At 60.1% G+C, this 22,996-nt stretch carries 20 protein-coding genes; 6 read left to right on the top strand and 14 right to left on the bottom strand.

Annotated features, from left to right (window positions below; translation table 11 throughout):
- Positions 1–52: 52 nt before the first annotated feature.
- Both pstS and AB4P94_RS12655 read right to left on the bottom strand, forming a co-directional pair.
- The gene (pstS, locus tag AB4P94_RS12650) at positions 53–1,069 is read right to left on the bottom strand and encodes a phosphate ABC transporter substrate-binding protein PstS (RefSeq protein WP_395610787.1); all 1,017 of its coding nucleotides are present in this window, start codon (positions 1,067–1,069) and stop codon (positions 53–55) included.
- 148 nt (positions 1,070–1,217) lie between these two features.
- On the bottom strand, positions 1,218–1,838 hold the full coding sequence (locus tag AB4P94_RS12655; protein ID WP_395610788.1) for a helix-turn-helix transcriptional regulator: 621 nt from the start codon (positions 1,836–1,838) through the stop codon (positions 1,218–1,220).
- Between the two features lie 151 nt (positions 1,839–1,989).
- Here AB4P94_RS12655 and AB4P94_RS12660 point away from each other — a divergent pair, with 151 nt between their 5' ends.
- From AB4P94_RS12660 to nadA, 6 genes are all read left to right on the top strand, one after another.
- On the top strand, positions 1,990–2,979 hold the full coding sequence (locus tag AB4P94_RS12660) for a catalase family peroxidase (protein WP_395610789.1): 990 nt from the start codon (positions 1,990–1,992) through the stop codon (positions 2,977–2,979).
- Positions 2,980–3,013: 34 nt separating this feature from the next.
- Complete coding sequence (locus AB4P94_RS12665; RefSeq protein ID WP_395610790.1) at positions 3,014–3,244, top strand: hexameric tyrosine-coordinated heme protein; 231 nt, start codon at positions 3,014–3,016, stop codon at positions 3,242–3,244.
- Between the two features lie 137 nt (positions 3,245–3,381).
- Positions 3,382–3,864, top strand: coding sequence for a RidA family protein (locus tag AB4P94_RS12670; protein ID WP_395610791.1), 483 nt, complete (start codon positions 3,382–3,384; stop codon positions 3,862–3,864).
- 138 nt (positions 3,865–4,002) lie between these two features.
- Positions 4,003–5,289, top strand: coding sequence for an OmpP1/FadL family transporter (locus AB4P94_RS12675; protein WP_395610792.1), 1,287 nt, complete (start codon positions 4,003–4,005; stop codon positions 5,287–5,289).
- A gap of 267 nt (positions 5,290–5,556) precedes the next feature.
- Positions 5,557–6,999 (top strand): lactate dehydrogenase, encoded by a 1,443-nt coding sequence (locus AB4P94_RS12680; protein ID WP_395611328.1) that lies wholly within the window; start codon positions 5,557–5,559, stop codon positions 6,997–6,999.
- A 235-nt stretch (positions 7,000–7,234) separates the two neighbouring features.
- The gene (gene nadA, locus AB4P94_RS12685) at positions 7,235–8,293 is read left to right on the top strand and encodes a quinolinate synthase NadA (protein ID WP_395610793.1); all 1,059 of its coding nucleotides are present in this window, start codon (positions 7,235–7,237) and stop codon (positions 8,291–8,293) included.
- 136 nt (positions 8,294–8,429) lie between these two features.
- Here nadA and AB4P94_RS12690 read toward each other — a convergent pair whose 3' ends face one another.
- The 12 genes from AB4P94_RS12690 to arcD form a co-directional block, all read right to left on the bottom strand.
- Complete coding sequence (locus tag AB4P94_RS12690; RefSeq protein ID WP_395610794.1) at positions 8,430–8,918, bottom strand: RDD family protein; 489 nt, start codon at positions 8,916–8,918, stop codon at positions 8,430–8,432.
- A 95-nt stretch (positions 8,919–9,013) separates the two neighbouring features.
- The gene (locus tag AB4P94_RS12695) at positions 9,014–9,226 is read right to left on the bottom strand and encodes a cold-shock protein (RefSeq protein ID WP_014339904.1); all 213 of its coding nucleotides are present in this window, start codon (positions 9,224–9,226) and stop codon (positions 9,014–9,016) included.
- 393 nt (positions 9,227–9,619) lie between these two features.
- Positions 9,620–10,744, bottom strand: coding sequence for a glycine cleavage system aminomethyltransferase GcvT (gene gcvT, locus AB4P94_RS12700; protein ID WP_395610795.1), 1,125 nt, complete (start codon positions 10,742–10,744; stop codon positions 9,620–9,622).
- A 38-nt stretch (positions 10,745–10,782) separates the two neighbouring features.
- Positions 10,783–12,159 carry an L-serine ammonia-lyase gene (locus AB4P94_RS12705; RefSeq protein ID WP_395610796.1) on the bottom strand — a complete coding sequence of 459 codons (1,377 nt, stop codon included), beginning with the start codon at positions 12,157–12,159 and terminating at the stop codon, positions 10,783–10,785.
- A gap of 169 nt (positions 12,160–12,328) precedes the next feature.
- Positions 12,329–15,166, bottom strand: coding sequence for an aminomethyl-transferring glycine dehydrogenase (gene gcvP, locus AB4P94_RS12710; protein ID WP_395610797.1), 2,838 nt, complete (start codon positions 15,164–15,166; stop codon positions 12,329–12,331).
- 10 nt (positions 15,167–15,176) lie between these two features.
- Positions 15,177–15,560 (bottom strand): glycine cleavage system protein GcvH, encoded by a 384-nt coding sequence (gcvH, locus tag AB4P94_RS12715; protein ID WP_395610798.1) that lies wholly within the window; start codon positions 15,558–15,560, stop codon positions 15,177–15,179.
- Positions 15,561–15,980: 420 nt separating this feature from the next.
- On the bottom strand, positions 15,981–17,489 hold the full coding sequence (locus AB4P94_RS12720; RefSeq protein ID WP_395610799.1) for a sigma-54-dependent transcriptional regulator: 1,509 nt from the start codon (positions 17,487–17,489) through the stop codon (positions 15,981–15,983).
- 171 nt (positions 17,490–17,660) lie between these two features.
- Positions 17,661–18,023: a DUF5064 family protein gene (locus AB4P94_RS12725; protein ID WP_395610800.1), complete on the bottom strand. Its 363-nt coding sequence runs from the start codon at positions 18,021–18,023 to the stop codon at positions 17,661–17,663.
- Positions 18,024–18,044: 21 nt separating this feature from the next.
- Positions 18,045–18,974 (bottom strand): carbamate kinase, encoded by a 930-nt coding sequence (gene arcC / locus AB4P94_RS12730; RefSeq protein WP_395610801.1) that lies wholly within the window; start codon positions 18,972–18,974, stop codon positions 18,045–18,047.
- A gap of 170 nt (positions 18,975–19,144) precedes the next feature.
- The gene (locus tag AB4P94_RS12735; protein ID WP_016973242.1) at positions 19,145–20,155 is read right to left on the bottom strand and encodes an ornithine carbamoyltransferase; all 1,011 of its coding nucleotides are present in this window, start codon (positions 20,153–20,155) and stop codon (positions 19,145–19,147) included.
- An 11-nt stretch (positions 20,156–20,166) separates the two neighbouring features.
- Positions 20,167–21,423, bottom strand: a complete 1,257-nt coding sequence (gene arcA, locus AB4P94_RS12740; RefSeq protein ID WP_395610802.1) for an arginine deiminase — start codon at positions 21,421–21,423, stop codon at positions 20,167–20,169.
- A gap of 24 nt (positions 21,424–21,447) precedes the next feature.
- Positions 21,448–22,875, bottom strand: a complete 1,428-nt coding sequence (gene arcD / locus AB4P94_RS12745; protein ID WP_395610803.1) for an arginine-ornithine antiporter — start codon at positions 22,873–22,875, stop codon at positions 21,448–21,450.
- Positions 22,876–22,996 lie beyond the last annotated feature (121 nt).

The raw sequence follows: 22,996 nt of genomic DNA on the forward strand, positions 1-22,996 counted from the left end.
CAGATGTGCTCACCGCCTTCCCCGATCACGAGGAAGGCGGTCGTAGGGCGAATCAGTTAGTGAAGTCAGACTTCCAGTAACCTTCGATTCGCGACACCAGGGAGTCCGGCAGAGCGACGTAGTCCAGCGCAGCAGCCTGTTGCTGGCCTTTTTCCAGCGACCACTTGAAGAAGCTGAAAGCTGCCTGGCTTTGCTCGGCGTTCTTCGGCTGTTTGTACATGATGATCCAGGTGGTGGCGGTGATCGGCCATGCGCCTTCGCCCGGCGCGTTGGTCATGATCAGGTTGAAGTCTTTGGCGTTGGCCCAGTCAGCGGTATCGGCGGCGGCCTGGAAGGCTTTGGCGTTAGGCGTGACGAATTTGCCCGCGGCGTTCTTCAACTGCGCGTAGGTCATTTTGTTCTGCAGGGCGTAGGCGTATTCCACGAAGCCGATGGAGTTTTTGATCTGCTTCACGTAGGCCGAAACACCTTCGTTGCCTTTGCCGCCGACACCCACTGGCCACGGTACGGTGGTGCCGAAACCGATCTTGGTTTTCCAGCTGTCGTTGACCTTGGCCAGGTAGTTGGTGAAGTTGTACGAGGTGCCCGAACCGTCAGAGCGGTGCACCACCGTGATGTTCGCCACCGGCAGGTTCAAGCCCGGGTTGAGGGCGGCGATGGCCGGGTCGTTCCAGGCCTTGATGTCACCGAGGAAGATTTTTGCCAGCACGTCGCCGTCGAGTTTCAGCTGGCCTGCGGCCACGCCTTCGACGTTCATCACCGGCACGATGCCGCCGATGACGCTAGGGAACTGGCCCAGGCCGCCGGCTTTGAGTTCATCGGCTGACAGTGGGGCGTCGGAGGCCCCGAAGTCCACGGTCGCCGCCTTGATTTGGGCAATGCCGCCACCGGAACCAATCGACTGATAGTTGATGCGGTTGCTGGAGTTTTTGCTGTAGTCCTGCGACCACTTGGAGAGCACAGGGTAGACGAAGCTGGAGCCGGCACCGGTAACGTCGGTGGCGTGGGCTACGCCACTCAGGCACAGGGCGGTCAACAACACAGACAGACTTTTTTTGCTCGGCAACATCACGACAACACCTCAAGGGAAGGGGTAAGTGGAAGGGTCCACCTGTCTAAGACGTGACGATTTAATTCCTGATATATGTCTGTTTAATGACGGTTTGGCTTTATGAAGAAACATTTAGAAATGTTTATGGCAGATGGCCGGTACGGATTCACTCCGCTGGCGTTTCTTCTGTCTCAATAAAGTATTGGCAGATCAACCGGTCTTCACGCAAACACTGCTCGCTCGCCGGCATCCCCGTGGCTTCGGAAAAGAACGCAGCCATCGCTCTGCATACACATTGTTCTTCACGCACCACGCTGCCCACCGGGCAGGTGAAGTTGCGCACCATCACACCGCCTTTCTGCGGCACGGCCTCGGTGCTGGCGCCCAGGGCGTCGGCGGCATCCATGGCGGAACGCAGGCCGCTGTCGAAAGTGGCAGGGTTGGCCAGGCCGGCACGCTGGGCCAATTGGCGGCCGGTCTGTTCCAGCACTTCGCCCAGTTCGTCGGCGTCGTAGCGATCCTTGAGAGTGGCCAGCAGTTGCGTCAGCAGTACCTGGTAAGCCGTTGAGGTGACGTCTTCGCTACCCGGCGCGGCCTCGAACACCACGGGCGGCTTGCCTACCGCATTCGGCGGGCGGATTTTGCTGCGGCGCACCCACCCTTCGGCTTCCAGCTGCTTGAGCTGCACGATCACCGCATTGCGTGTGACGGCCAGGTGTTCGCACAGCTGCACGACGGTCAGGGGCTCGCGCTGGAGAAGTTGCAGGATGTCACTTTTGGTACTCACGAGCGGCAAGCTTCACTGGAATTCTGGGGGCTTGAGTATACCGCCATAAACCGCCAGGCAAAGAGGAAAAACAATAATGACAAATTATATTGTCATTATTGTTGTTAGGTGATTAGAATTCGCCGAAATCACCCACCCGCAGGACATAACCATGAAAAAAGCCCAGCGTTTGTTGATCGCGCTCCCGTTCGCCTTCACGTTGATCGGCAGTGCGATGGCGCAAGATGCGCCGCAGCCCTCCACCCCCACCCAGTTGGTCGATGCCCTCAACGGCGTGTTTGGCCATCACGCCGGCGCTCGTGCCGTGCATGCCAAGGGCATCGTACTGGAAGGACGCTTCACCCCGAGCCCGTCTGCCGCGTCCATCACCAAGGCCGCACATTTGCAGGCCACGGCGGTGCCGGTGACGGTGCGCTTTTCCAACTTCGCCGGGATTCCGGACATTGCGGATAACCACGGTCTGGCCAGCCCTCGCGGCTTGGCGGTCCGCTTCGCGCTGCCGAATGGCGGCAGCACCGACATTGTCGCCCACTCGTTCAACGGCTTCCCGTCGCCGACCGCCGATGATTTCCGCGACCTGTTGATTGCCCTCGGCACCAGCGGCCCAGACGTGGCCAAGCCCACCCCGCTGGACGGCTACCTCGGCACCCACCCGGTGGCCAAAGCCTTCCTCACCGCGCCCAAACCTGCGCCGCAGAGCTTCGCCACGCTGCCTTACTACGGCGTGAATACCTTCAAGTTCATCAACGCGGCGGGCACCGTCACCTTTGGCCGCTACCAGTTTCTGCCGGTCAGTGGCAGCCATTTCCTGAGCGAGGCGCAAACCGCCAAGGCCAAGCCGGATTACCTGAGTGAGGAGATCCAGCAACGCGTCAGCAAAGGTGCGGTGCGCTTCAAACTGGTGGTTCAGGAAGCCGCACCGGGTGACAAGCTTGACGACCCGTCGATTGCCTGGCCCGCCAGCCGCCCGGTGGTGGAACTGGGCACTTTGGAAATCACGCGCGCCGTGGCCGACAACGTCGCCGCACAAAAAAGCCTGATGTTCCTGCCCAATAACGTGCCGGCAGGCATCGAACCGCAAGATCCGATGATCAACGCGCGTTCCGCCGCCTATCCTGTTTCATTCGGCCGTCGGCAATAAGCCGTCGCCCCGCCTATAAGAAGAGGAAGCCCTGATGAGCCTGATACCAAACAATTCCCTGATCACCGCAACCCCGGAAGACGGGCGCGAGCTGGCAATCAAGATGGCGCGGCTGGTGATCAAGGCCACGCAACCTGATGAAGCCGTGCGCGGCAGGTTGCGCGATGTGTACGCCAATGATGCGGCGATGTTGATCAGTATTGGCCAGGTGGTCGCGACCGAGTTTGCAACCATCGCGGCGGCCAACAAGTACTGGAACCCTTAACGCAAAAAGGGCAACCACCGCACAGTGGTTGCCCTGGCGCTGTTTTATTCCCGGCAGATTGAAAAATATCGTGCGTGCAAGGGCGGTGACTATATGGGAAGTTGGTCACCACTTCATTTTCTGCAGGGGATTTACCGATGGGCGTCATCCAGCGTTTGCAGCAACTGGGTATTGTTTTGCCTGAACCGATCAACCCATTGGGCTCTTACAAGACGCTCAGTTTGTCGGGCAACCAATTGCACGTTTCCGGCCTGGGTCCGTTTGAAAACGGCAAGCCACTGACCGGCATCGTCGGCGACGACCTGTCGATTGAACAGGGCCAGCATGCCGCGCGCCTGACCATGCTGATGATTCTGGCGTGTATTGAACAAACATTTGGTCTCGACACTATCCAGCGCTGCGTGCGCCTGACGGTTTATGTGCGGGCCACACAGTCATTCACCCAGCACCCCAGCATTGCCAATGGCGCCAGCGACCTCTTGCTGGATGTGTTCGGTGCCGACCAACTCCCTGCCCGAAGCGCCCTTGGCGTTTACTCTTTGCCCATGGGCATTCCCGTTGAAATTGACAGTATCTTTGAAGTAAAACCATCCGGTCACAAACCGGTTAAAAAGTCATAACGAGTAACGATTTAACCGCCAAAGTCGTTGAAATACATGGGATTGTCGGACAATCCCGTGTATGAAAAACTCTTCATAATCGGCCCGCTCGAACGTTGGTAGTTTTCCCATCGCTGCCCAATAATTCGAGTCCTAATAATGAATAACAAAACTCTAAAAGGCGCTTTGGCGCTCTCCATTTCGCTTGCCTCCACACAACTGTTCGCCGGTGGTTTTGCCCTCAATGAACAAAGCATCAGTTCAATGGGCACAGGCTACGCCGGTCGTTCTTCCTCGGCCGATGACGCCAGCACGGTGTTCGGCAACCCGGCAGGCATGTCCCGCCTCAAGCAGAATGAAGTGAGTATCGGGGCGACCTACCTCGATGCCACGTCGCACATCAAAGATGCCAGTTCCTCACAAGGCGGTGTCGATAACCCAGGCACCAACAAGGGCGACATGGTCCCCGGCATTGCCGTGCCGATGGGTTACCTGGTCACGCCGATCGACGAGCACTGGGCGTTTGGCCTGGGGGTCTATGCGCCGTTTGGCCTGATCACCGACTATGAACACAGCTTCCAGGGCAACGGCTTTGGCAACAAGAGCAAGGTTCAGGTCATCACCGTGCAGCCAACGGTCAGCTATGCCTTCAACGACAAGGTCTCGGTAGGTTTCGGCCCGACGTTCAACAAGATCAGCGGTGAGCTGGATTCCAAAGTCCCGGCGTTCGGCCTGGGCACTGAAACCGCCAAGATCAAGGGTGACGACACCGCCACGGGCTTCAACGCCGGTATCCTGGTGCAGGCTCTGGATACAACGCGTATCGGCGTCACCTACCACTCGCAAGTGGTCTATCACCTGAGCGGTCATACCAACGCCTCTGGCGTGCTGACCGACCTCCTCGACGGCGGGCCGCAGAAGTACGACGCCAAACTGAACGTCACCACGCCATCTTCCGTGGACTTCTCGGTGACGCATCAGTTAAGCGATGCCCTGACCCTCTATGTCGGCAGCACGTACACCCGCTGGAGCCAGTTGAAGAAGATCACGGTCAACAACACCGGTGTATCCGACATTACCGCTGAGTTGGCCGGCCTGGATTCGATTACCGAAGAGCAGCACTGGCACGACACGTGGTCCCACGCTATCGGCCTGTCGTATCAGCTCAACAAGCAACTGGTTTTGCGTACGGGCTTCTCCGTGGACCAGACGCCGACCAACAACACCGATCGTTCCGTGCGTATTCCTACGGGCGACCGCACCGTATTCAGCCTGGGTGCAGGTTGGACGCCGGTGGATAACCTGACCTTTGACGTGGCCTATTCCTACCTCAAGGAAGAGCCAATCAAGGTTCACGACAACAACCCTCAGCTGGCGCTGAACTACGACGCCAAGTATGAAAACAGTGCCAATGGTTTTGGTGGTTCGGTGACTTACCGCTTCTGACCTGTGGATAACGGCAAAGGGCCGGTTTTTTGGCGTGGTCCTTTGCCGTAAGTTTTGACCTAAATGCTGTCAATCGCGGCGTGTCTTGGTTAGATTGAAGGCTAATCAGCTTTTAGGACACGGACTGTCATGACTACGCTAACGCCGATCATCGCGACCAATCCCCTCATTCTTCGCGCTGCCACGACCTCACCGCCGGCAGCGCTTGCGAACACCCTCGACGTCTCACCGGCCCGGCCGTCTTCCGTGGTCAGCCTCGGAAATCCTGTGGCCGACGTTATCGATCTCTATTCCAAAAACGGGCAGCTCCCCGGCCGCCAAACCGTGTGGGCCTGGGAAAACGATAATCAGGACGCAGTCACCCAGGCGATCAGCCAACGCTTCGGTTCAATCTCCACGGCCAGCCGTTACAGCGGCCTCGGTGCTGCGTTGGTGGATCAGTTCACCGGGGGCGGCGGGGCGGGGATTTCACAATCGGTGCTCAACACCACGGCAGAGCGTGCCGGTGATACCGGCGGGATCAAGGCCGACCAGGCGGTGTTGCACAGCAAGGCCGACAACCAAATCAGCCTCAGCATCAAGACCGCCAGCGGCAAGACGGTGACGTTCAGCCTGTTCAGTAAGAAAGACGGCTTGGGCGTGCAGGCCACCGTCGACGGCGGCGATTTGACCGCGGATGAACTCAAAGCCGTCGGCCAATTGGGGGTGGCGTTCCAGGCTTCGGTCGATGGGTTGAGCGCCGTACCGCCGAAACTCGACCTGAGCAAACTGACCCAGTTCGACACCCACGTGCTGAAGTCGGTGGACCTCGTCGCCAAGCTCAAAAACCAGGCGGACGAGGACCTGAGCCTGGCGTTCCACGCCGACAGCCAAACCCGCACCACACGTATGAGTGGCCCGGCCGGCGACGTCGACCTGTCTGTGGACCTGAAAAACACGGCAATCCTGGGTGACGCCAAACAGCAAGCCCAGGCGCTGAAAACCTACCTCGCCCAGTTCGACCGGGTGCAAGAGCGCGGTAGCGCCAACGCTGACTTGATAGCGATGTTCAAGGACGCGTTCAGTGCCATGAACAGCAACTATCCCCCCCAACGCCCTGGCGCAACGAATGCATTGAGCAACAACCCGACCGACAAAGGTTTGCTGACAGGGCTGGCGGACTTCAAGGCTTCGATCAAGCAGGCCGTCGTTGCGTCCAACGCAATGCGTCCTAAGGAAGTCGACAGCTTCTCCTACACCGTGTCGCAGAAGACCCAGGTCAATGGCCGCAGCAGCGCGGACCGCAGCGTGACCCAGAACCAGCAGTCGGTGCTGTCGGCAAACTTCCACAAAAGCCTCGGCGGTGGTGAGCCACCGGTGTTGGATGGCACCCGCGAATCGCAGAACTATCTGTATGTGCAAGTCCAGGACAAGGCCAGCAGCACCGCGAGCTTCTCCTATAAGGATGGCCAACTGGCGAGTGCTTCTGTGTCGCAGTCGGCGGTGCAGAACACCCGGACCCAGAAGTACGAGATGGCCCAGTTGGTGTCAGACACGGTGGTGCCCAAAGATGGCTCGTTCAAACGTGACTACCTGGCGTTGCTGGAGCACGCAGCCCAGGCAGTTAAAAAGTCCAAGGACGCGCGGGAGCAATCAACCTTGAATGACGCCCTGGCGGCCATGCAGGATTCGGTGCTGCTACATGACTATCCCGCTGTACTGATGCACTGAGGTTGCGCGCCATGAAAGCGGGAAGGCTCATCACGGGGCCTTCCCGTTTTTTTTGCCCGACAGGCGTGCGCCCGGATGCCAGATTAGGCTTTTGAATCGATTCGATATTCTGTAGCCTTGCGCAGCTTCACCCGTGCTTGATGAACACAATCACTTCGTCCGGCGGCGCCCGAAGGGCTCCAGAGCCGGTGGTACACTCGACTTTCGCGCAACTGCGCCTGCAGGTCTTGCGAACATGACGCAAATTTCCGAACGCCTTCTGGTTCAAGCCCACCTCGACGCCAAGCAGCCCAAGGCTCTCAGCGCCGACGAAGAGGCGAGCCTGCGTGCCGCCATCGCCGCCGAGCTGAAAGCTCAAGACGCGGTGCTGGTTGCCCACTTCTATTGCGACCCGGTGATTCAGGCCCTGGCCGAAGAAACCGGTGGCTGCGTGTCCGACTCCCTGGAGATGGCCCGCTTCGGTGCGGCTCACCCGGCCAAGACCGTGCTGGTGGCCGGTGTACGTTTCATGGGCGAAACCGCCAAGATCCTCACCCCGGAAAAACGCATTCTGATGCCGACCCTGGAAGCCACCTGCTCCCTGGATCTTGGCTGCCCGGTGGATGAGTTTTCGGCATTCTGCGATCAGCATCCCGAGCGTACGGTAGTGGTCTACGCCAACACGTCGGCAGCGGTCAAAGCCCGCGCCGATTGGGTGGTGACGTCCAGCTGCGCGCTGGAAATCGTCGAAAGCCTGATGGACAACGGCGAGACGATTATCTGGGGGCCCGACAAACATTTGGGCACTTACATCCAGCGTCAGACCGGTGCGGACATGCTGCTGTGGGACGGTGCGTGCATCGTGCACGAGGAGTTCAAGTCCAAGCAGCTTGAAGACATGAAGGCGCTGTACCCGGACGCGGCCATCCTGGTGCACCCGGAGTCGCCGACCTCAGTGATCGAGCTGGCCGACGCGGTGGGCTCCACCAGCCAACTGATTGCCGCAGCGCAGCGCTTGCCGAACAAAACCTTCATCGTGGCCACCGACCGCGGCATTTTCTACAAGATGCAGCAGCTGTGCCCGGACAAGGTCTTCATCGAAGCGCCTACCGCCGGTAACGGCGCCGCGTGCCGCAGTTGCGCGCACTGCCCGTGGATGGCGATGAATACGCTGGAACGCACGCTGCAATGCCTGCGTGAGGGCAGTAACGAGATCTTCGTCGAACCGTCGGTGATCCCGCATGCCGTGCGCCCGCTCAAGCGCATGCTGGATTTCACCCAGGCGGCGCGCCTCAAACTGGCGGGCAACGCATAATTCCAACCAGGCACGGTGCAAAATGTGGGAGCGGGCTTGCTCGCGAAATCGGAGTGTCAGTCGACACATTTATTGACTGATACACCGATTTCGCGAGCAAGCCCGCTCCCACATTTGAATTTCCGCCATTCTGAAATTACTTCTTTTGTTTGGGAATCCGCACCAGCTGCGTATCTGAATAGATGTCATGCCAGCTGCGCTTTCGTTTATCAAACAACGACCAGATAAACCCCAACCCCACGCACAACCACGACGCAATCGCCACCACAAACCGCAACAGCGCCTGCCACAGGCTGATGCGCGAACCGTCGGCGTTTTGCACCCGCACGCCCCACACTTGCATGCCCAGGGTCTGCCCCGAGTGGGTCCAGAACTTGGCAAAAAAACCAAACAACACAAACAACAGAATCGTCGACAGCAACGGGTCACCGTCCAGCGCGCCGGACTCGGTGAGCGTGCGCATTTTGGCTTCGCCCACAAACGCGATCCACACCAGTTTGTAGAGGAATGCGGTGACGATCAGCAGGGCGGTGCACAACAAAAAATCATAAAACATGGCTGCCAGGCGACGGCCCAGGCCAACGGCGGGAAACTCGCCCTGGGGGTTCAGCAAGGGTTTGGACATGGCAGGGTGCTCTGAATAAAAAAGCCATTCTACGAACAAACGCGCATAAAAAAGCCCCTGATGTCACCATCAGGGGCTTTTTGTCGCAGGAAGGATCAGCCTTCTGCTTGTACTTCGTCAGCCTGCATGCCTTTCTGGCCTTGCACAGCAACGAAGGTCACTTTCTGGCCTTCTTTCAGGCTCTTGAAGCCGTTGCCCTGGATAGCGCGGAAATGGACGAACAGATCCGGACCGCTTTCTGGAGTGATAAAACCAAACCCTTTCTCGTCGTTAAACCACTTGACGGTACCGCTCTGACGATCAGCCATTTTCTTCTTTCCTTTGACGCTAAAAATTAATGACAGCCCCTTTCACATGAAAGAGTACTGGGCTGGGTTGCAGGAAAGTAAGAGACGTCGAACGGGTTGTAGCGAACTTCTTTGGCTACTGCCCAGGTCCAGGTTCAAAGCGACCCATGCAAACACAGTGGCCAAACTTTACGCCAACTAATACAGAAAAAACAAGCCCTGCCAAAAGCCCAGCGTTTGCTCGGGTTGGTGATACTTTTATGCACGGTTTGGATCCCACTTATTCGATAGAGTTGATCACTTGTTATAGGTAAAGTCCTAGTGCATTGACTATCGTCAATGCACTGTTTTATGGCGGTTGCGTTACAGTTTAGTGCACGCTGATGCAGTCGCGTTACTTATAGGAACAGTCAATCAACCACGATAGTAACGTTGCGGTACAAATGGCATTTTACTTACACGTAGTGGCACCTTCTTCCCACGTACCAATGCAGACACTTCGGTATCCAGCGCGATGAATGCACTGTCCAGATAACCCATGGCCAGCGGGCCACCCAAGGTTGGGCCAAAGCCGCCGCTGCACACGCTGCCGATGACAGTCCCGTGTTCATCGACGATTTCAGCGCCTTCACGCACCGGCGTGCGCTCTTGTGGCAGCAGGCCTACCCGTTTGCGGCTGACACCGGCTTGCTGCTGCGTGAAGATGCGGTCGGCACCCGGGAAGCCTCCTGCGCGCGCGCCATCGGCACGGCGGGCCTTGGAGATGGCCCAGAGCAGGCTGGCTTCGATTGGCGTGGTGTCGGTGTTCATGTCGTGGCCGTACAGGCACAGGCCGGCTTCCAGGCGCAGGGAATCGCGCGCGCCCAGGCCAATGGCCTGCACTTCGGTCTCTGCCAGCAGGCTGCGTGCCAGGCTTTCTGCGTTGGCGGCGGGTACGGAAATTTCGAAGCCGTCTTCACCGGTGTAGCCCGAGCGGCTGACGTAGCAGTCCACGCCCAGCAGACGCAAAGTGGCGAACTGCATGAAGGTCATTTGGGTGACTTCAGGCGCCAGGCGCGCCAGCACCTTCACCGCCGCCGGGCCTTGCAGGGCCAGCAGGGCGCGCTCTTCGAAGAGCGGCTCGATGGTGCATTGTTCGCCAATGTGTTGGCGCAGGTGCGCCAGGTCCTGATCCTTGCAAGCCGCGTTGACCACCAGGAACAGTTCGTCGTTACCCAGGTTGGCCACCATCAGGTCGTCGAGAATGCCGCCCTGTTCGTTAGTGAACATGGCGTAACGCTGCATGCCCACCGGCAGGTCGATGATGTCGACGGGCACCAGGGTTTCCAAGGCTTTGGCGGCATTGGCGCCGGTCAGGCGGATCTGGCCCATGTGGGACACGTCGAACAACCCGGCCTGATCACGGGTATGCAAATGCTCCTTCATCACACCCAGCGGGTATTGCACCGGCATGTCGTAGCCGGCGAAGGGCACCATGCGCGCGCCGAGTTCAATGTGCAGCGCGTGCAATGGGGTTTTCAACAGGGTTTCGGTGGACATATTCAGCTCCTGAAAAACGTGCTGGCGCGCCTTGGGCGTCAGCACTCGATAATGTTGACCGCCAAACCGCCACGGGCGGTTTCCTTGTATTTGCTTTTCATGTCGGCGCCGGTCTGGCGCATGGTGCGGATGACCTTGTCCAGCGAGACGAAGTGCTGCCCATCACCGCGCAAAGCCATGCGCACCGCGTTGATGGCCTTGACCGAACCCATGGCATTGCGCTCGATACACGGCACTTGCACCAGCCCGCCGATGGGGTCGCAGGTCAGGCCGAGGTTGTGTTCCATGCCGATTTCGGCGGCGTTTTCCACTTGGGAAACCGTGCCGCCCAGCACTTCACACAGTGCACCCGCTGCCATCGAACAGGCCACGCCGACTTCGCCCTGGCAGCCGACTTCGGCGCCGGAGATCGAGGCGTTTTCCTTGTACAAAATACCGATGGCAGCGGCGGTAAGCAGAAAGCGCACCACGCCGTCTTCGTTCGCGCCTGGAATGAAGCGCATGTAGTAATGCAGCACCGCCGGCACAATCCCGGCGGCACCATTGGTCGGCGCGGTGACCACGCGCCCGCCGTTGGCGTTTTCTTCGTTGACAGCCAACGCGTAGAGGTTGACCCAGTCGAGTACCGACAGCGGATCGCGCAGTGCCGATTCCGGGTGCTTGCACAGCTGGCGGTGCAGCGCAGCCGCGCGGCGCTTGACCTTCAACCCGCCGGGCAAGATCCCTTCGTTGCGACAGCCCGCATCCACGCAATCCTGCATGACCTGCCAGATTTTCAGCAGCCCTGCGCGTGTTTCCGCTTCGGGGCGCCAGGCACTTTCATTGGTCAGCATCACCTGGCTGATGGACAGCCCGTAGGTGGTGCAGTGGTTCAGCAAGTCCTTGCCGTGCTTGAACGGAAAGGTCAGAGGCGTGGCGTCTTCGACAATGCGGTCAGCGCCGGCGGCGTCTTCATCCACCACAAAACCACCGCCGACCGAGTAATACTCGCGGCTGCGGATCTGGATATTCGCGGCGTCGAAGGCGCGAAAAATCATACCGTTGGGATGGTAGGCGAGGGGTTTGCGAATCATCGCCAGGTGTTCTTTCTCGTTGAACGCAATGCTGTGTTCACCGAGCAGATTCAGGCGGCCGTCCTTGCGCATCTGCGCCAGACGGGTGGCCACGGTTTCAGTGTTCACGGTGTCCGGGTGTTCGCCTTCCAGGCCGAGGAGCACGGCCTTGTCGCTGCCGTGGCCTTTGCCGGTGGCGCCGAGCGAGCCGTAGAGTTCCACCTTGACGCAGGCGGTGGCGCTCAACAGGTTGTCACGCTTGAGGCCCTCGACGAAGCGTGCGGCGGCGCGCATCGGGCCGACGGTGTGGGAACTGGAGGGGCCGATGCCAATCTTGAACAGGTCGAACACGCTAAGGGACATGGTTGTTCTCCGGTTTCTTATTATTGGGCGAGAATCTTGTGGTTGAACTCGGTCAATGTGGGAGCCGGGCTTGCCCGCGATGGCAGTGTGTCAGGCAACATTTCTGTCTCTGATACACCGCTATCGCAGGCAAGCCAGCTCCCACATTGGACTGTGTTCCGTCAGTCGGTTACGCGTAACTCTCGATCGACGGGCACGCACACACCAGGTTGCGGTCGCCAAACACGTTGTCCACACGCCCCACCGGTGGCCAGTACTTGGCCTCGATCAACGACGCCACCGGGTACACCGCTTGCTCACGGCTGTACGGATGGCTCCATTCGCCCACCAGTTCAGCGGCAGTGTGCGGCGCGTTTTTCAGCGGGTTGTCGTCCTTGTCCAGCGTGCCGTTTTCCACCGCGCGGATTTCTTCACGGATGGCGATCATCGCGTCACAGAAGCGGTCCAGTTCTTCTTTGGATTCACTTTCGGTCGGCTCGATCATCAAGGTACCGGCCACCGGGAACGACATGGTCGGTGCATGGAAGCCGAAGTCGATCAGGCGCTTGGCCACGTCGTCCACGCTGATGCCGCTGCTGTCTTTCAGCGGGCGCAGGTCCAGGATGCATTCATGCGCGACCAGGCCGTTGCTGCCGGTGTAAAGCACCGGGTAGTGCTCTTCCAGGCGACGGGAAATGTAGTTGGCATTCAAAATCGCCAACTGCGAAGCGCGCTTGAGGCCCGCGCCGCCCATCATGCTGATGTACATCCAGGTGATTGGCAAAATGCTTGCGCTGCCGAACGGCGCCGCGCACACCGCGCCTTCCTTGCGCTCCATGGCCGCGTGGCCTGGCAGGAATGGCGTGAGGTGCGACTTGACGCCAATCGGGCCAACGCCCGGGCCGCCACCGCCGTGGGGGATGCAGAAGGTTTTGTGCAGGTTCAGGTGGGACACGTCGCCGCCGAACTTGCCCGGTGCGCACAGGCCGACCATGGCGTTCATGTTGGCGCCGTCGATGTACACCTGGCCGCCGTTGTCATGAATGATGCCGCAGATTTCGCGGATGCCTTCCTCGAACACGCCGTGGGTGGACGGGTAGGTGATCATCAGCGCCGCCAGGTGGTCGCGGTGCTCGATCGCCTTGGCGCGCAGGTCTTCGATGTCGACGTTGCCACGCGCATCGCAGGCAGTGACCACTACGCGCATACCGGCCATGTTGGCGGTCGCCGGGTTGGTGCCGTGGGCGGACGACGGGATCAGGCAGATGTCGCGGCGCTCATCGCCACGGCTCTGGTGGTAGGCACGGATGGCCAACAGGCCTGCGTACTCGCCCTGGGAGCCGGCGTTCGGTTGCAGGGAGATCGCGTCGTAACCGGTGGCCGCGCAGAGCATGGCTTCCAGGTCGGAGGTCAGCTCCAGGTAGCCGGCGCTTTGCTCGGACGGGGCGAACGGGTGCAGGGCGCCGAACTCGGCCCAGGTCACCGGGATCATTTCGCTGGCGGCGTTGAGCTTCATGGTGCACGAACCCAGCGGGATCATGGTGCGGTCCAGCGCCAGGTCCTTGTCGGCCAGCTTGCGCAGGTAGCGCATCAGCTCGGTTTCGGAGTGGTAGCGGTTGAACACCGGGTGGCTGAGCACGGGCGACTGACGCAGCAGCGCGGCGGGCAGGGTGCTCTCGGTCTCGGCGAAGGCTGGCAGCGCCTTGCCGTCGGCGAAAATCGACCACAGGGTTTCGATATCGGCCTGGGTGGTGGTTTCGTCCACCGACACACCGACACGCTCGCCATCCACCACACGCAGGTTGATGCGCTGGGCGCGCGCCTTGTCGTGCAGTGCGGCAGTGTTGGCGCCGGTGTTGAGGGTGATGGTATCGAAGAAGCTCTGCTGCTCGACCTTCAGGCCCAAGGCGGTCAACCCCTTGGCCAGAATCGCGGTCAACTGGTGCACACGCCCGGCAATCCGGGTCAGGCCTTTGGGGCCGTGGTACACGGCGTACATGCTGGCGATGTTGGCCAGCAGCACCTGGGCGGTGCAGATGTTCGACGTGGCTTTCTCGCGGCGGATATGTTGCTCGCGAGTCTGCATGGCCAGACGCAGGGCCGGCTTGCCGAAACGGTCCACGGAAACGCCGACCAGACGGCCCGGCATGTCGCGCTTGAACGCATCCTTGGTGGAGAAGTAGGCCGCGTGCGGGCCACCGAAGCCCAGCGGCACGCCGAAGCGTTGCGCGCTGCCGATGGCCACGTCGGCGCCGAACTCGCCCGGCGGGGTCAGCAGGGTTAAAGCGAGCAGGTCGGCGGCCACGGCCACCAAGGCGTTGGCGGCGTGGAAGCGTTCAGTCAGTGCGCGGTAGTCGAATACGTCGCCGTTGCTCGCCGGGTATTGCAGCAGGGCGCCGAAGAACGGGCTGACGTCGGTCAGTTCGCGCTCGTCGCCCACCACCACGTCGATGCCCAGCGGCTCGGCACGGGTGCGCAGCACGTCGAGGGTTTGCGGGTGGCTGTGGACCGAGGCGAAGAACGCGTTGCTGCCCTTGTTCTTGCTCAGGCGCTTGCAGAAGGTCATGGCTTCGGCGGCAGCGGTGGCTTCGTCGAGCAGGGACGCGTTGGCGATCGGCAGGCCGGTGAGGTCGCTGATCAGGGTCTGGAAGTTCAGCAGCGCTTCCAGGCGGCCCTGGGAAATCTCTGGCTGGTACGGGGTGTAAGCGGTGTACCAGGCCGGGTTTTCCAGCAGGTTGCGCAGGATTGGCGACGGCGTGTGGCAGTTGTAGTAGCCCTGGCCGATGTAGGTTTTGAACAGCTCGTTTTTGCTGGCGATGGCCTTGATTTTGGCCAGGGCCTGGGCTTCGCTCAGGCCGTCGTCCAGGCCGAGCACGCTGGTGCCCTTGATGCTTTCCGGGATTACGCTGGCGCTCAGGGCTTCGAGGGAATCAAAGCCCAGGCTCGCGAGCATTTGCAGCTCATCTTCCTGGCGCGGGCCGATGTGGCGGGCGATGAATTCGTTGGCGGTGCTGAGATTGACGGTCATGGTGCGCTCCTCAGGCTTCAGCGTTGGCTTTGATCAGGCGGTCGTACGCATCCTGATCCAACAGCTTAGCCACTGCACCGGCATCGGCCGGTTTAAAGCGGAAGAACCAGCCTTCGCCCATCGGGTCTTCGTTGACCAGCTCCGGGCTGTCGCTGAGTGCGTCGTTCACCTCAAGCACTTCACCGGTCAGGGGCATGTATACGCCGCTGGCGGCTTTGACCGACTCCACGGTGGAGGCTTCGGCGCCTTTCTCGTATTCCTGCAACTCCGGCAGTTGCACGAAAACCACATCACCCAGCGCGTTCTGCGCGAAAGCGGTGATACCCACAGTGACGCTGCCGTCAGCTTCGGCGCGCAGCCATTCGTGGTCTTCAGTAAAACGCAACTCGCTCATGGAAACTCCTCAGGGCCAGATTCGTCTGGTGGACGGGATTGGGATAATGGGGAGTTACAAAGCAAAATTGCGGCCAATATTAATAAATCGTTATAAATCAATCGGTTGTAAATATTTGTTGTGTATTTATAGCCGTTGGCTGTAGCGATTTCGATACAGCTGTAGGGAAGAAAAAAAGCCTATGTGGATCAAAGCCTTGCATGGCGCGCAAAAAGCGGGGTTGTAGCGATATCGTTACGCTGTAGCGCTTTCAGTACAGCCGATGTCGTTCCTGGACCAAAATTGAAATGCATTCCAATGTGGGAGCGGGCTTGCTCGCGAAAGCGGTCTGTCAGTTGAAGCATCTGTGGCTGATACACCGCATTCGCGAGCAAGCCCGCTCCCACAGGGTTCTGCATTCCATATTTGGATTTTGCGGGTTCAGGGCTTGTTCGGAATGCCGTACTTGCGCAAGCGATGGGCAATGGCTGTATGAGAAGTTTGCAAGCGGCTGGCCAATTGGCGGGTCGAGGGGTAGCTGGTGTAAAGCTTTTCCAGCAGGCCGCGCTCGAAGTCTTCCACCGCCTGTTCCAGGCTGTCGACTTCGCCATCGCTCTGGCGCGCCACCGAGGTGCCGGCGATATCCAGGTCGCCAATGTCCACCAAGGTGCTTTCGCAGATCGCAGCTGCGCGGAAAATCACGTTCTGCAACTGGCGCACATTGCCCGGCCACGAGTTGCCCAGCAGCGCCGGGTATGTGCCGGGTGCCAAGCGGCACACCGGGCGCTGGATCTGCGCGCAGGCCTGCTGCATGAAGTAGCGCGCGAGCAGCAGAATGTCCTGGCCGCGCTGGCGCAACGGCGGCACTTCGACGTTAAGCACATTGAGGCGGTAGAACAGGTCTTCGCGGAAGGTACCTTCGCTGACCATCTTTTCCAGGTTGCGGTGAGTGGCGCTGAGGATGCGCACGTTGACCTTCACTTCGCGGTCGCCACCGACACGTCGAAAGCTGCCGTCATTGAGAAAACGCAGCAACTTTGCCTGCAGGTACGGCGACATCTCGCCAATCTCATCCAGAAACACCGTGCCCTGGTTGGCCAGTTCCATCAGGCCGGGTTTGCCACCGCGTTGTGCGCCGGTAAAGGCGCCGGGGGCGTAACCAAACAGCTCACTTTCGGCGAGGTTCTCCGGCAGCGCCGCGCAGTTCAAGGCCAGAAACGGCGCACTGTGGCGCGCGCTGATGGCATGGCAGGCCCGCGCCACCAGCTCTTTGCCGGTGCCGGTTTCGCCCTGGATCAACAAGGGTGCATCCAGCGCCGCCACCCGCTGTGCCCGCGCCTTGAGGGTGCGGATCACCGGGGACTCGCCGAGCAGCGCATCAAAGCCTTCGGCATGGTCGTGGTGCAATGCCGAAAGCTGTTCGCCGATGCGGTTGGGTTGGTAGAGGGTGAGCAGGGCGCCGGCGTCGGTGATCGGCGTGGCGTCGAGCAGCAGGGTTTGGCCGTTTACACTGATCTCGCGCAGAGCCAGGCGAAAGCCGTGTTCCAACAACGTATCGAGCAGCGTCGGGTCGTTGAACAGCTCGCTGATGCTTTCCCCGGCCGGTTCACGGCCGTAAAGGGCGATCAGCGCCGGGTTGGCCAAAAGAATCTTGCCTGCGCTGTCCAGCGCCAGCACCGGGTCGGTCATGGCCGCCAGCAGGGCATCGAGTTGCAGGTGGCGGCGTTGGCCGGGAAGGATGTCCACCACCGTGACGGCCTGCACGCCGTGCACGCTGAACAGGGCGTCGCGCAGTTCTTCGAGGACATCGGCGCTGAGCGTCGGTGCGTCGATGTAGACGTTGGGCGGCACCATTTCCACCGCATCCAGGTTGAGATTACGCCCACCGAGCAAAGCCAGGACTTCCTGGGTAATGCCGACGCGGTCGATGAAGCTGACGTGGATACGCATGGGGTGCTAGCAATTCTGGGGAGCTGGAGGCGGCAAGTATGCCTTGGAGCGGGTGGAGATCAAAATGTGGGAGCGGGCTTGCTCGCGAATGCGGTGGTTCAGTCATAGATGTGTTAACTGATCCACTGCATTCGCGAGCAAGCCCGCTCCCACAGGGGACTTGCGGTGTTCTTACTCAAGATGTTCAGGCTTGATCGGGTCGCCGGACTTCACATCCAGCTGATGCCGTACATCCTCAAACATCAAATCGTATTGTTTGTGCATCGCGCCATTGAGCACCGCGATCTTTGGCATGCCGTATTTCTGCGCGATGTTCATCGCATGCCGGGCAAAGTCGAACGCCTGGTCCTTGGGCAGAAAGAACGCTTCCTTGAGGTCCTTGCCCTGTACCGAGCCATGCAGCTTGAACAGCATCCCCTTGCCTTCCTTGGGGTCCTGGCTGACTTCGTAATCGATGCACAGGTTGTAGCTGTAGTCCTGGGCATTCAGCGCGTGACGTTCGACGTGCAAGTGACCCGGTTCAAAGGTGGCCATAGGCGTTTCTCCTCTACTGCTTCACTGGTAGGTGATGCCAGGTTTTGCCGTGCTGATGCGTGTGCCGGCGCTACCCTGGACGATGGCTTCGATGTCCGAGAGTGAACCGATGACTGCGGTTTTGCCAGTCTGACGGGCGAACTCACAGGCGGCCTGGACCTTGGGGCCCATGGAACCGGCGGCGAAACCGAGTTTTTCGATTTCGTCGGGGTGGGCCTGGCCGATGGCCTTCTGCGTCGGCTTGCCGTAATCGATAAAGGCCGCGTTGACGTCGGTGGCAATCACCAGTAAATCGGCGTCCAGCTGCGAGGCCAGCAGCGAGGAGCACAGGTCTTTGTCGATCACCGCTTCGATGCCGCGCAGCTTGCCGTCTTCGCCATACATCGTCGGAATGCCGCCACCGCCGGCGCAAATCACAATGGCACTTTTTTCCAGCAACCATTTGATCGGGCGTATTTCAAAGATGCGTTTCGGGCGGGGGCTGGCCACCACACGGCGGTATTTGTCGCCATCGGGCGCAATCACCCAGCCTTTTTCAGCGGCGAGTTTTTCTGCTTCAGCCTTGGCGTAGACCGGGCCGATGGGCTTGGTCGGGTTCTTGAACGCGGGGTCCTTGGCGTCCACTTCCACTTGGGTGAGCAGGGTGGCGAAGGGCACTTCGAAGTCCAGCAGGTTGCCCAGTTCCTGTTCGATGATGTAACCGATCATGCCCTCGGTTTCAGCACCGAGCACGTCCAGGGGGTAAGGCGAAACCTGGGTATAGGCTGCCGCCTGCAACGACAACAGGCCGACTTGCGGGCCATTGCCGTGGGCGATCACCAGCTCGTTGCCGGGATGGATCTTGGCGATCTGTTCGGTGGCGACCCGGATATTGGCGCGCTGGTTGTCCGCGGTCATGGGTTCACCGCGGCGAAGCAGGGCGTTACCGCCCAGTGCAACGACGATACGCATACAAAATGTCCTTCTGTAATTCTGCGTTGTGAACACGGGCAAAATGTGGGAGCGGGCTTGCTCGCGAATGCGGTGGATCAGTTGCTGCATGTGCGGCTGACACACCGCATTCGCGAGCAAGCCCGCTCCCACAGTTTTGATCGTGTTTCGTCAGTGGGAGCTGTGTGGGTTTAGATATCCGCCAGCGCCGACACCAGAATCGCCTTGATGGTGTGCATGCGGTTTTCCGCCTGCTCGAACGCGATGTTGGCCGGCGACTCAAACACGTCCTCCGTTACCTCCACGCCATTGGCCAGGTTCGGATAGCGCGCCGCAATGTCCTTGCCCACTTTGGTTTCGCTGTTATGAAACGCCGGCAGGCAGTGCATGAATTTCACGCGCGGGTTGCCCGAGGCTTTCATCATCTTCGCGTTGACCTGGTAGGGCAGCAGTTGCTCGATTCGCTCGTCCCACGCTTCCACCGGCTCGCCCATCGACACCCAAATGTCGGTGTGGATGAAGTCCACGCCTTTGACCGCCTCTTTCGGGTCTTCGGTGATGGTGATGCGTGCGCCGCTTTCCTCGGCAAAGGCCTGGCACTGCTTGATGAAATCTTCATGGGGCCACAGGGCTTTCGGTGCGCCGATGCGCACGTCCATGCCCAGCTTGGCGCCGATCATCAGCAGCGAGTTGCCCATGTTGTAGCGGGCGTCGCCCAGGTAGGCGTAGCTGATGTCATGCAGCGGCTTGTCGCTGTGTTCGCGCATGGTCAGGGTGTCGGCGATCATTTGCGTCGGGTGGAATTCGGCGGTCAGGCCGTTGAATACCGGCACGCCGGCGAACTTGGCCAGCTCTTCGACGATTTCCTGTTCGAAGCCACGGTACTCAATGGCATCGAACATGCGGCCGAGCACGCGGGCCGTGTCTTTCATGCTTTCCTTGTGGCCGATCTGCGACGACACCGGGTCGATGTAGGTGACGTGGGCGCCTTGGTCATGGGCCGCCACTTCGAACGCACAGCGGGTGCGCGTCGAGGTTTTTTCGAAGATCAGCGCGATGTTTTTGCCCTTGAGGTGCGGACGTTCGGTGCCGGTGTATTTGGCGCGTTTGAGGTCGCGGGACAGGTCCAGCAGGTAATGCAGCTCGCGGGTGGTGTGGTGCATCAGCGACAGCAGGCTGCGGTTGCGCATGTTGAAAGCCATGATGGATCTCCTTAGTAGTCGATTGGGTCGCGGATGATCGGGCAGGTCATGCAGTGGCCGCCGCCACGGCCCCGGCCCAGTTCACCGGCACTGATGGTGATGACTTCCACCCCGGCCTTGCGCAGCAGGGTGTTGGTGTAGGTGTTGCGGTCGTAGCCGATCACCACGCCCGGCTCCACGGCCACCACGTTGTTGCCGTCGTCCCATTGCTCGCGTTCGGCGGCAAAGCTGTTGCCGCCGGTTTCCACCACGCGCAGGGCCTTGAGGTTGAGCGCGGCGGCCACGGTGTCGAGGAAGTTGGTTTTCTCGCGCTGGATATCGATGCCGTGGGGCTTGCTGTCGTCAGGGCGCAGGGTGAACGCGACGATCTGGTTGACCACTTCGGGGAAGATGGTGACCAGGTCGCGGTCGCAGAAACTGAACACCGTGTCCAGGTGCATCGCCGCACGGGATTTCGGCAGGCCGGCCACGATCACGCGTTCTACCGCCTTGTTCTTGAACAGGTTGCGCGCCAATTGGCCGATGGCCTGATGGGACGAGCGCTCGCCCATGCCGATCAACACCACGCCGTTGCCGATGGGCATCACGTCGCCGCCTTCCAGCGTGGAAGCGCCGTGCTCCTGATCGGGGTCGCCGTACCAGATTTGGAAGTCGGCGTTGGTGAACTCCGGGTGGAATTTGTAGATGGCGCTGGCCAGCAAGGTTTCCTGGCGTCGTGCCGGCCAGTACATGGGGTTGAGCGTCACGCCGCCGTAGATCCAGCAGGTGGTGTCGCGAGTGAACTGGGTGTTGGGCAGCGGCGGCAGGATGAAACTCGAGTGGCCGAGGAAATCGCGGAACATCTCGATGGCCTTGCCCCCGAAGCTGCTCGGCAGGTCATCGGCCGAGACGCCCCCGATCAGGTACTCGGCGACCTTGCGCGGTTCCAGGCTGCGCAGCCACGAGCCGACTTCATCGACCAGGCCCAGACCCACCGTGTTGGCGGTGATCTTGCGTTCCAGGATCCAGTCGAGCGCTTCGGGGATGGCAACGATGTCGGTCAGCAGGTTGTGCATTTCCAGCACATCGATGTCGCGTTCGCGCATCTTGGTCACAAAATCGAAGTGGTCGCGCTTGGCCTGGGCCACCCACAGCACGTCATCGAACAGCAGTTCATCGCAGTTGTTGGGGGTCAGCCGCTGGTGGGCCAAGCCTGGGGAGCACACCATGACTTTGCGCAGTTTGCCGGCTTCGGAATGTACGCCGTACTTCACTTTTTCCGTGGTCATTGCAGATTCTCCAGTGAACAAAAGTTACAGAGTCAGGAAGCCGTCGTAGAGGCCGTAGGCAGCCACCAGGGCGCCAATGACCACTGCGGCGAAAATCAGCTTCTCGACGTTGGTGAAAACCGGTTTGCCCAGTTCACGCTTGGCCTTGGCGAACAGAATCGCGCCGGGGGCGTAGAGCAGGGCGGAGAGCAGCAGGTATTTGGTGCCACCGGCGTAGAGCAGCCAGACCGCGTAGATCAGCGCGATGGCACCGATGAACAGGTCTTTCTTGCGTTCGCGCAGGGCGTTTTCGTAGGTTTCGCCACGCACCGCCAGCAACAGGGCGTAGGCCGCCGACCACAGGTAAGGCACCAGGATCATCGAGGTGGCGAGGTAGATCAGCGACAGGTAGGTGCTGGCCGAAAACAGCGTGATCACCAGGAACAGCTGCACCATGGCGTTGGTCAGCCACAGGGCGTTGACCGGTACGTGGTTGGCGTTCTCCTTGCGCATGAACTCGGGCATGGTGTGGTCCTTGGCGGCGGCGAACATGATCTCCGCACACAGCAGCACCCATGACAGCAGCGCGCCCAGCAAGGAAATGATCAAGCCGACGCTGATCAGCACCGCGCCCCAATGGCCCACCACATGCTCCAGCACGGCGGCCATCGACGGGTTCTGCAACTTGGCCAGTTCCGGCTGGGTCATGATCCCCAGGGACAACACGTTGACCAGCATCAGGAACAGCAGCACGGTAATAAAGCCGATCACGGTGGCCTTGCCCACGTCGCTGCGTTTTTCCGCACGGGACGAGAAGATGCTCGCGCCTTCAATGCCGATGAACACCCACACGGTCACCAGCATCATGTTGCGCACCTGGTTCATTACGCTGCCCAGGTCCGGGTTTTTCACGCCCCAGATGTCAGCGGTGAAGATGTCCAGCTTGAACGCGAACAGCGCGATCAACACGAACAGCACCAGCGGCACCACTTTGGCGACAGTGGTGACCAGGTTGATGAACGCGGCTTCTTTGATCCCGCGCAGCACCAGAAAGTGCACGGCCCACAGCAGCACCGAGGCACCGATGACGGCCGCTGGCGTGTTGCCTTCACCGAAGAGGGGGAAGAAGTAGCCGAGGGTGCTGAACAAGAGCACGAAGTACCCGACGTTGCCCAGCCAGGCACTGATCCAGTAACCCCAGGCAGACGAGAAACCCATGTAATCGCCAAAACCGGCCTTGGCGTAGGCATACACCCCGCCGTCGAGGTCGGGCTTGCGGTTGGCGAGGGTCTGGAACACGAAAGCGAGGGTCAGCATACCGATGGCGGTGATGACCCAGCCAATCAGCACGGCGCCGACGTCGGCGCTGGCGGCCATGTTTTGCGGCAGAGAGAAGATCCCGCCGCCGATCATCGAACCCACGACAAGTGCAACCAGTGCGCCCAATCGAAGTTTTCCGGGAGTTTCAGACATTGCATGACTCCAATGCAGGAGAAGAGAGACCACAGAATAATTCCGTGCGCTAATCAAACAGCTGACTCAGATCACTTCATTGGCACATTCCATTGTGAATTAATGACTTAAGGTGAAAGTT

Origin of the sequence: Pseudomonas sp. B22129 (assembly GCF_044218875.1) — a bacterium.
In the GTDB taxonomy this organism is placed as follows: domain Bacteria; phylum Pseudomonadota; class Gammaproteobacteria; order Pseudomonadales; family Pseudomonadaceae; genus Aquipseudomonas.

Excerpts from the sequence above, each read along its gene's own strand:
- pstS (WP_395610787.1), bottom strand. The coding sequence starts at position 1,069 with ATGTTGCCGAGCAAAAAAAGTCTGTCTGTGTTGTTGACCGCCCTGTGC.
- AB4P94_RS12660 (WP_395610789.1), top strand. The coding sequence starts at position 1,990 with ATGAAAAAAGCCCAGCGTTTGTTGATCGCGCTCCCGTTCGCCTTCACG.
- AB4P94_RS12665 (WP_395610790.1), top strand. The coding sequence starts at position 3,014 with ATGAGCCTGATACCAAACAATTCCCTGATCACCGCAACCCCGGAAGAC.
- AB4P94_RS12670 (WP_395610791.1), top strand. The coding sequence starts at position 3,382 with ATGGGCGTCATCCAGCGTTTGCAGCAACTGGGTATTGTTTTGCCTGAA.
- AB4P94_RS12675 (WP_395610792.1), top strand. The coding sequence starts at position 4,003 with ATGAATAACAAAACTCTAAAAGGCGCTTTGGCGCTCTCCATTTCGCTT.
- nadA (WP_395610793.1), top strand. The coding sequence starts at position 7,235 with ATGACGCAAATTTCCGAACGCCTTCTGGTTCAAGCCCACCTCGACGCC.
- AB4P94_RS12690 (WP_395610794.1), bottom strand. The coding sequence starts at position 8,918 with ATGTCCAAACCCTTGCTGAACCCCCAGGGCGAGTTTCCCGCCGTTGGC.
- AB4P94_RS12695 (WP_014339904.1), bottom strand. The coding sequence starts at position 9,226 with ATGGCTGATCGTCAGAGCGGTACCGTCAAGTGGTTTAACGACGAGAAA.
- gcvT (WP_395610795.1), bottom strand. The coding sequence starts at position 10,744 with ATGTCCACCGAAACCCTGTTGAAAACCCCATTGCACGCGCTGCACATT.
- AB4P94_RS12705 (WP_395610796.1), bottom strand. The coding sequence starts at position 12,159 with ATGTCCCTTAGCGTGTTCGACCTGTTCAAGATTGGCATCGGCCCCTCC.
- gcvP (WP_395610797.1), bottom strand. The coding sequence starts at position 15,166 with ATGACCGTCAATCTCAGCACCGCCAACGAATTCATCGCCCGCCACATC.
- gcvH (WP_395610798.1), bottom strand. The coding sequence starts at position 15,560 with ATGAGCGAGTTGCGTTTTACTGAAGACCACGAATGGCTGCGCGCCGAA.
- AB4P94_RS12720 (WP_395610799.1), bottom strand. The coding sequence starts at position 17,489 with ATGCGTATCCACGTCAGCTTCATCGACCGCGTCGGCATTACCCAGGAA.
- AB4P94_RS12725 (WP_395610800.1), bottom strand. The coding sequence starts at position 18,023 with ATGGCCACCTTTGAACCGGGTCACTTGCACGTCGAACGTCACGCGCTG.
- arcC (WP_395610801.1), bottom strand. The coding sequence starts at position 18,974 with ATGCGTATCGTCGTTGCACTGGGCGGTAACGCCCTGCTTCGCCGCGGT.
- AB4P94_RS12735 (WP_016973242.1), bottom strand. The coding sequence starts at position 20,155 with ATGGCTTTCAACATGCGCAACCGCAGCCTGCTGTCGCTGATGCACCAC.
- arcA (WP_395610802.1), bottom strand. The coding sequence starts at position 21,423 with ATGACCACGGAAAAAGTGAAGTACGGCGTACATTCCGAAGCCGGCAAA.
- arcD (WP_395610803.1), bottom strand. The coding sequence starts at position 22,875 with ATGTCTGAAACTCCCGGAAAACTTCGATTGGGCGCACTGGTTGCACTT.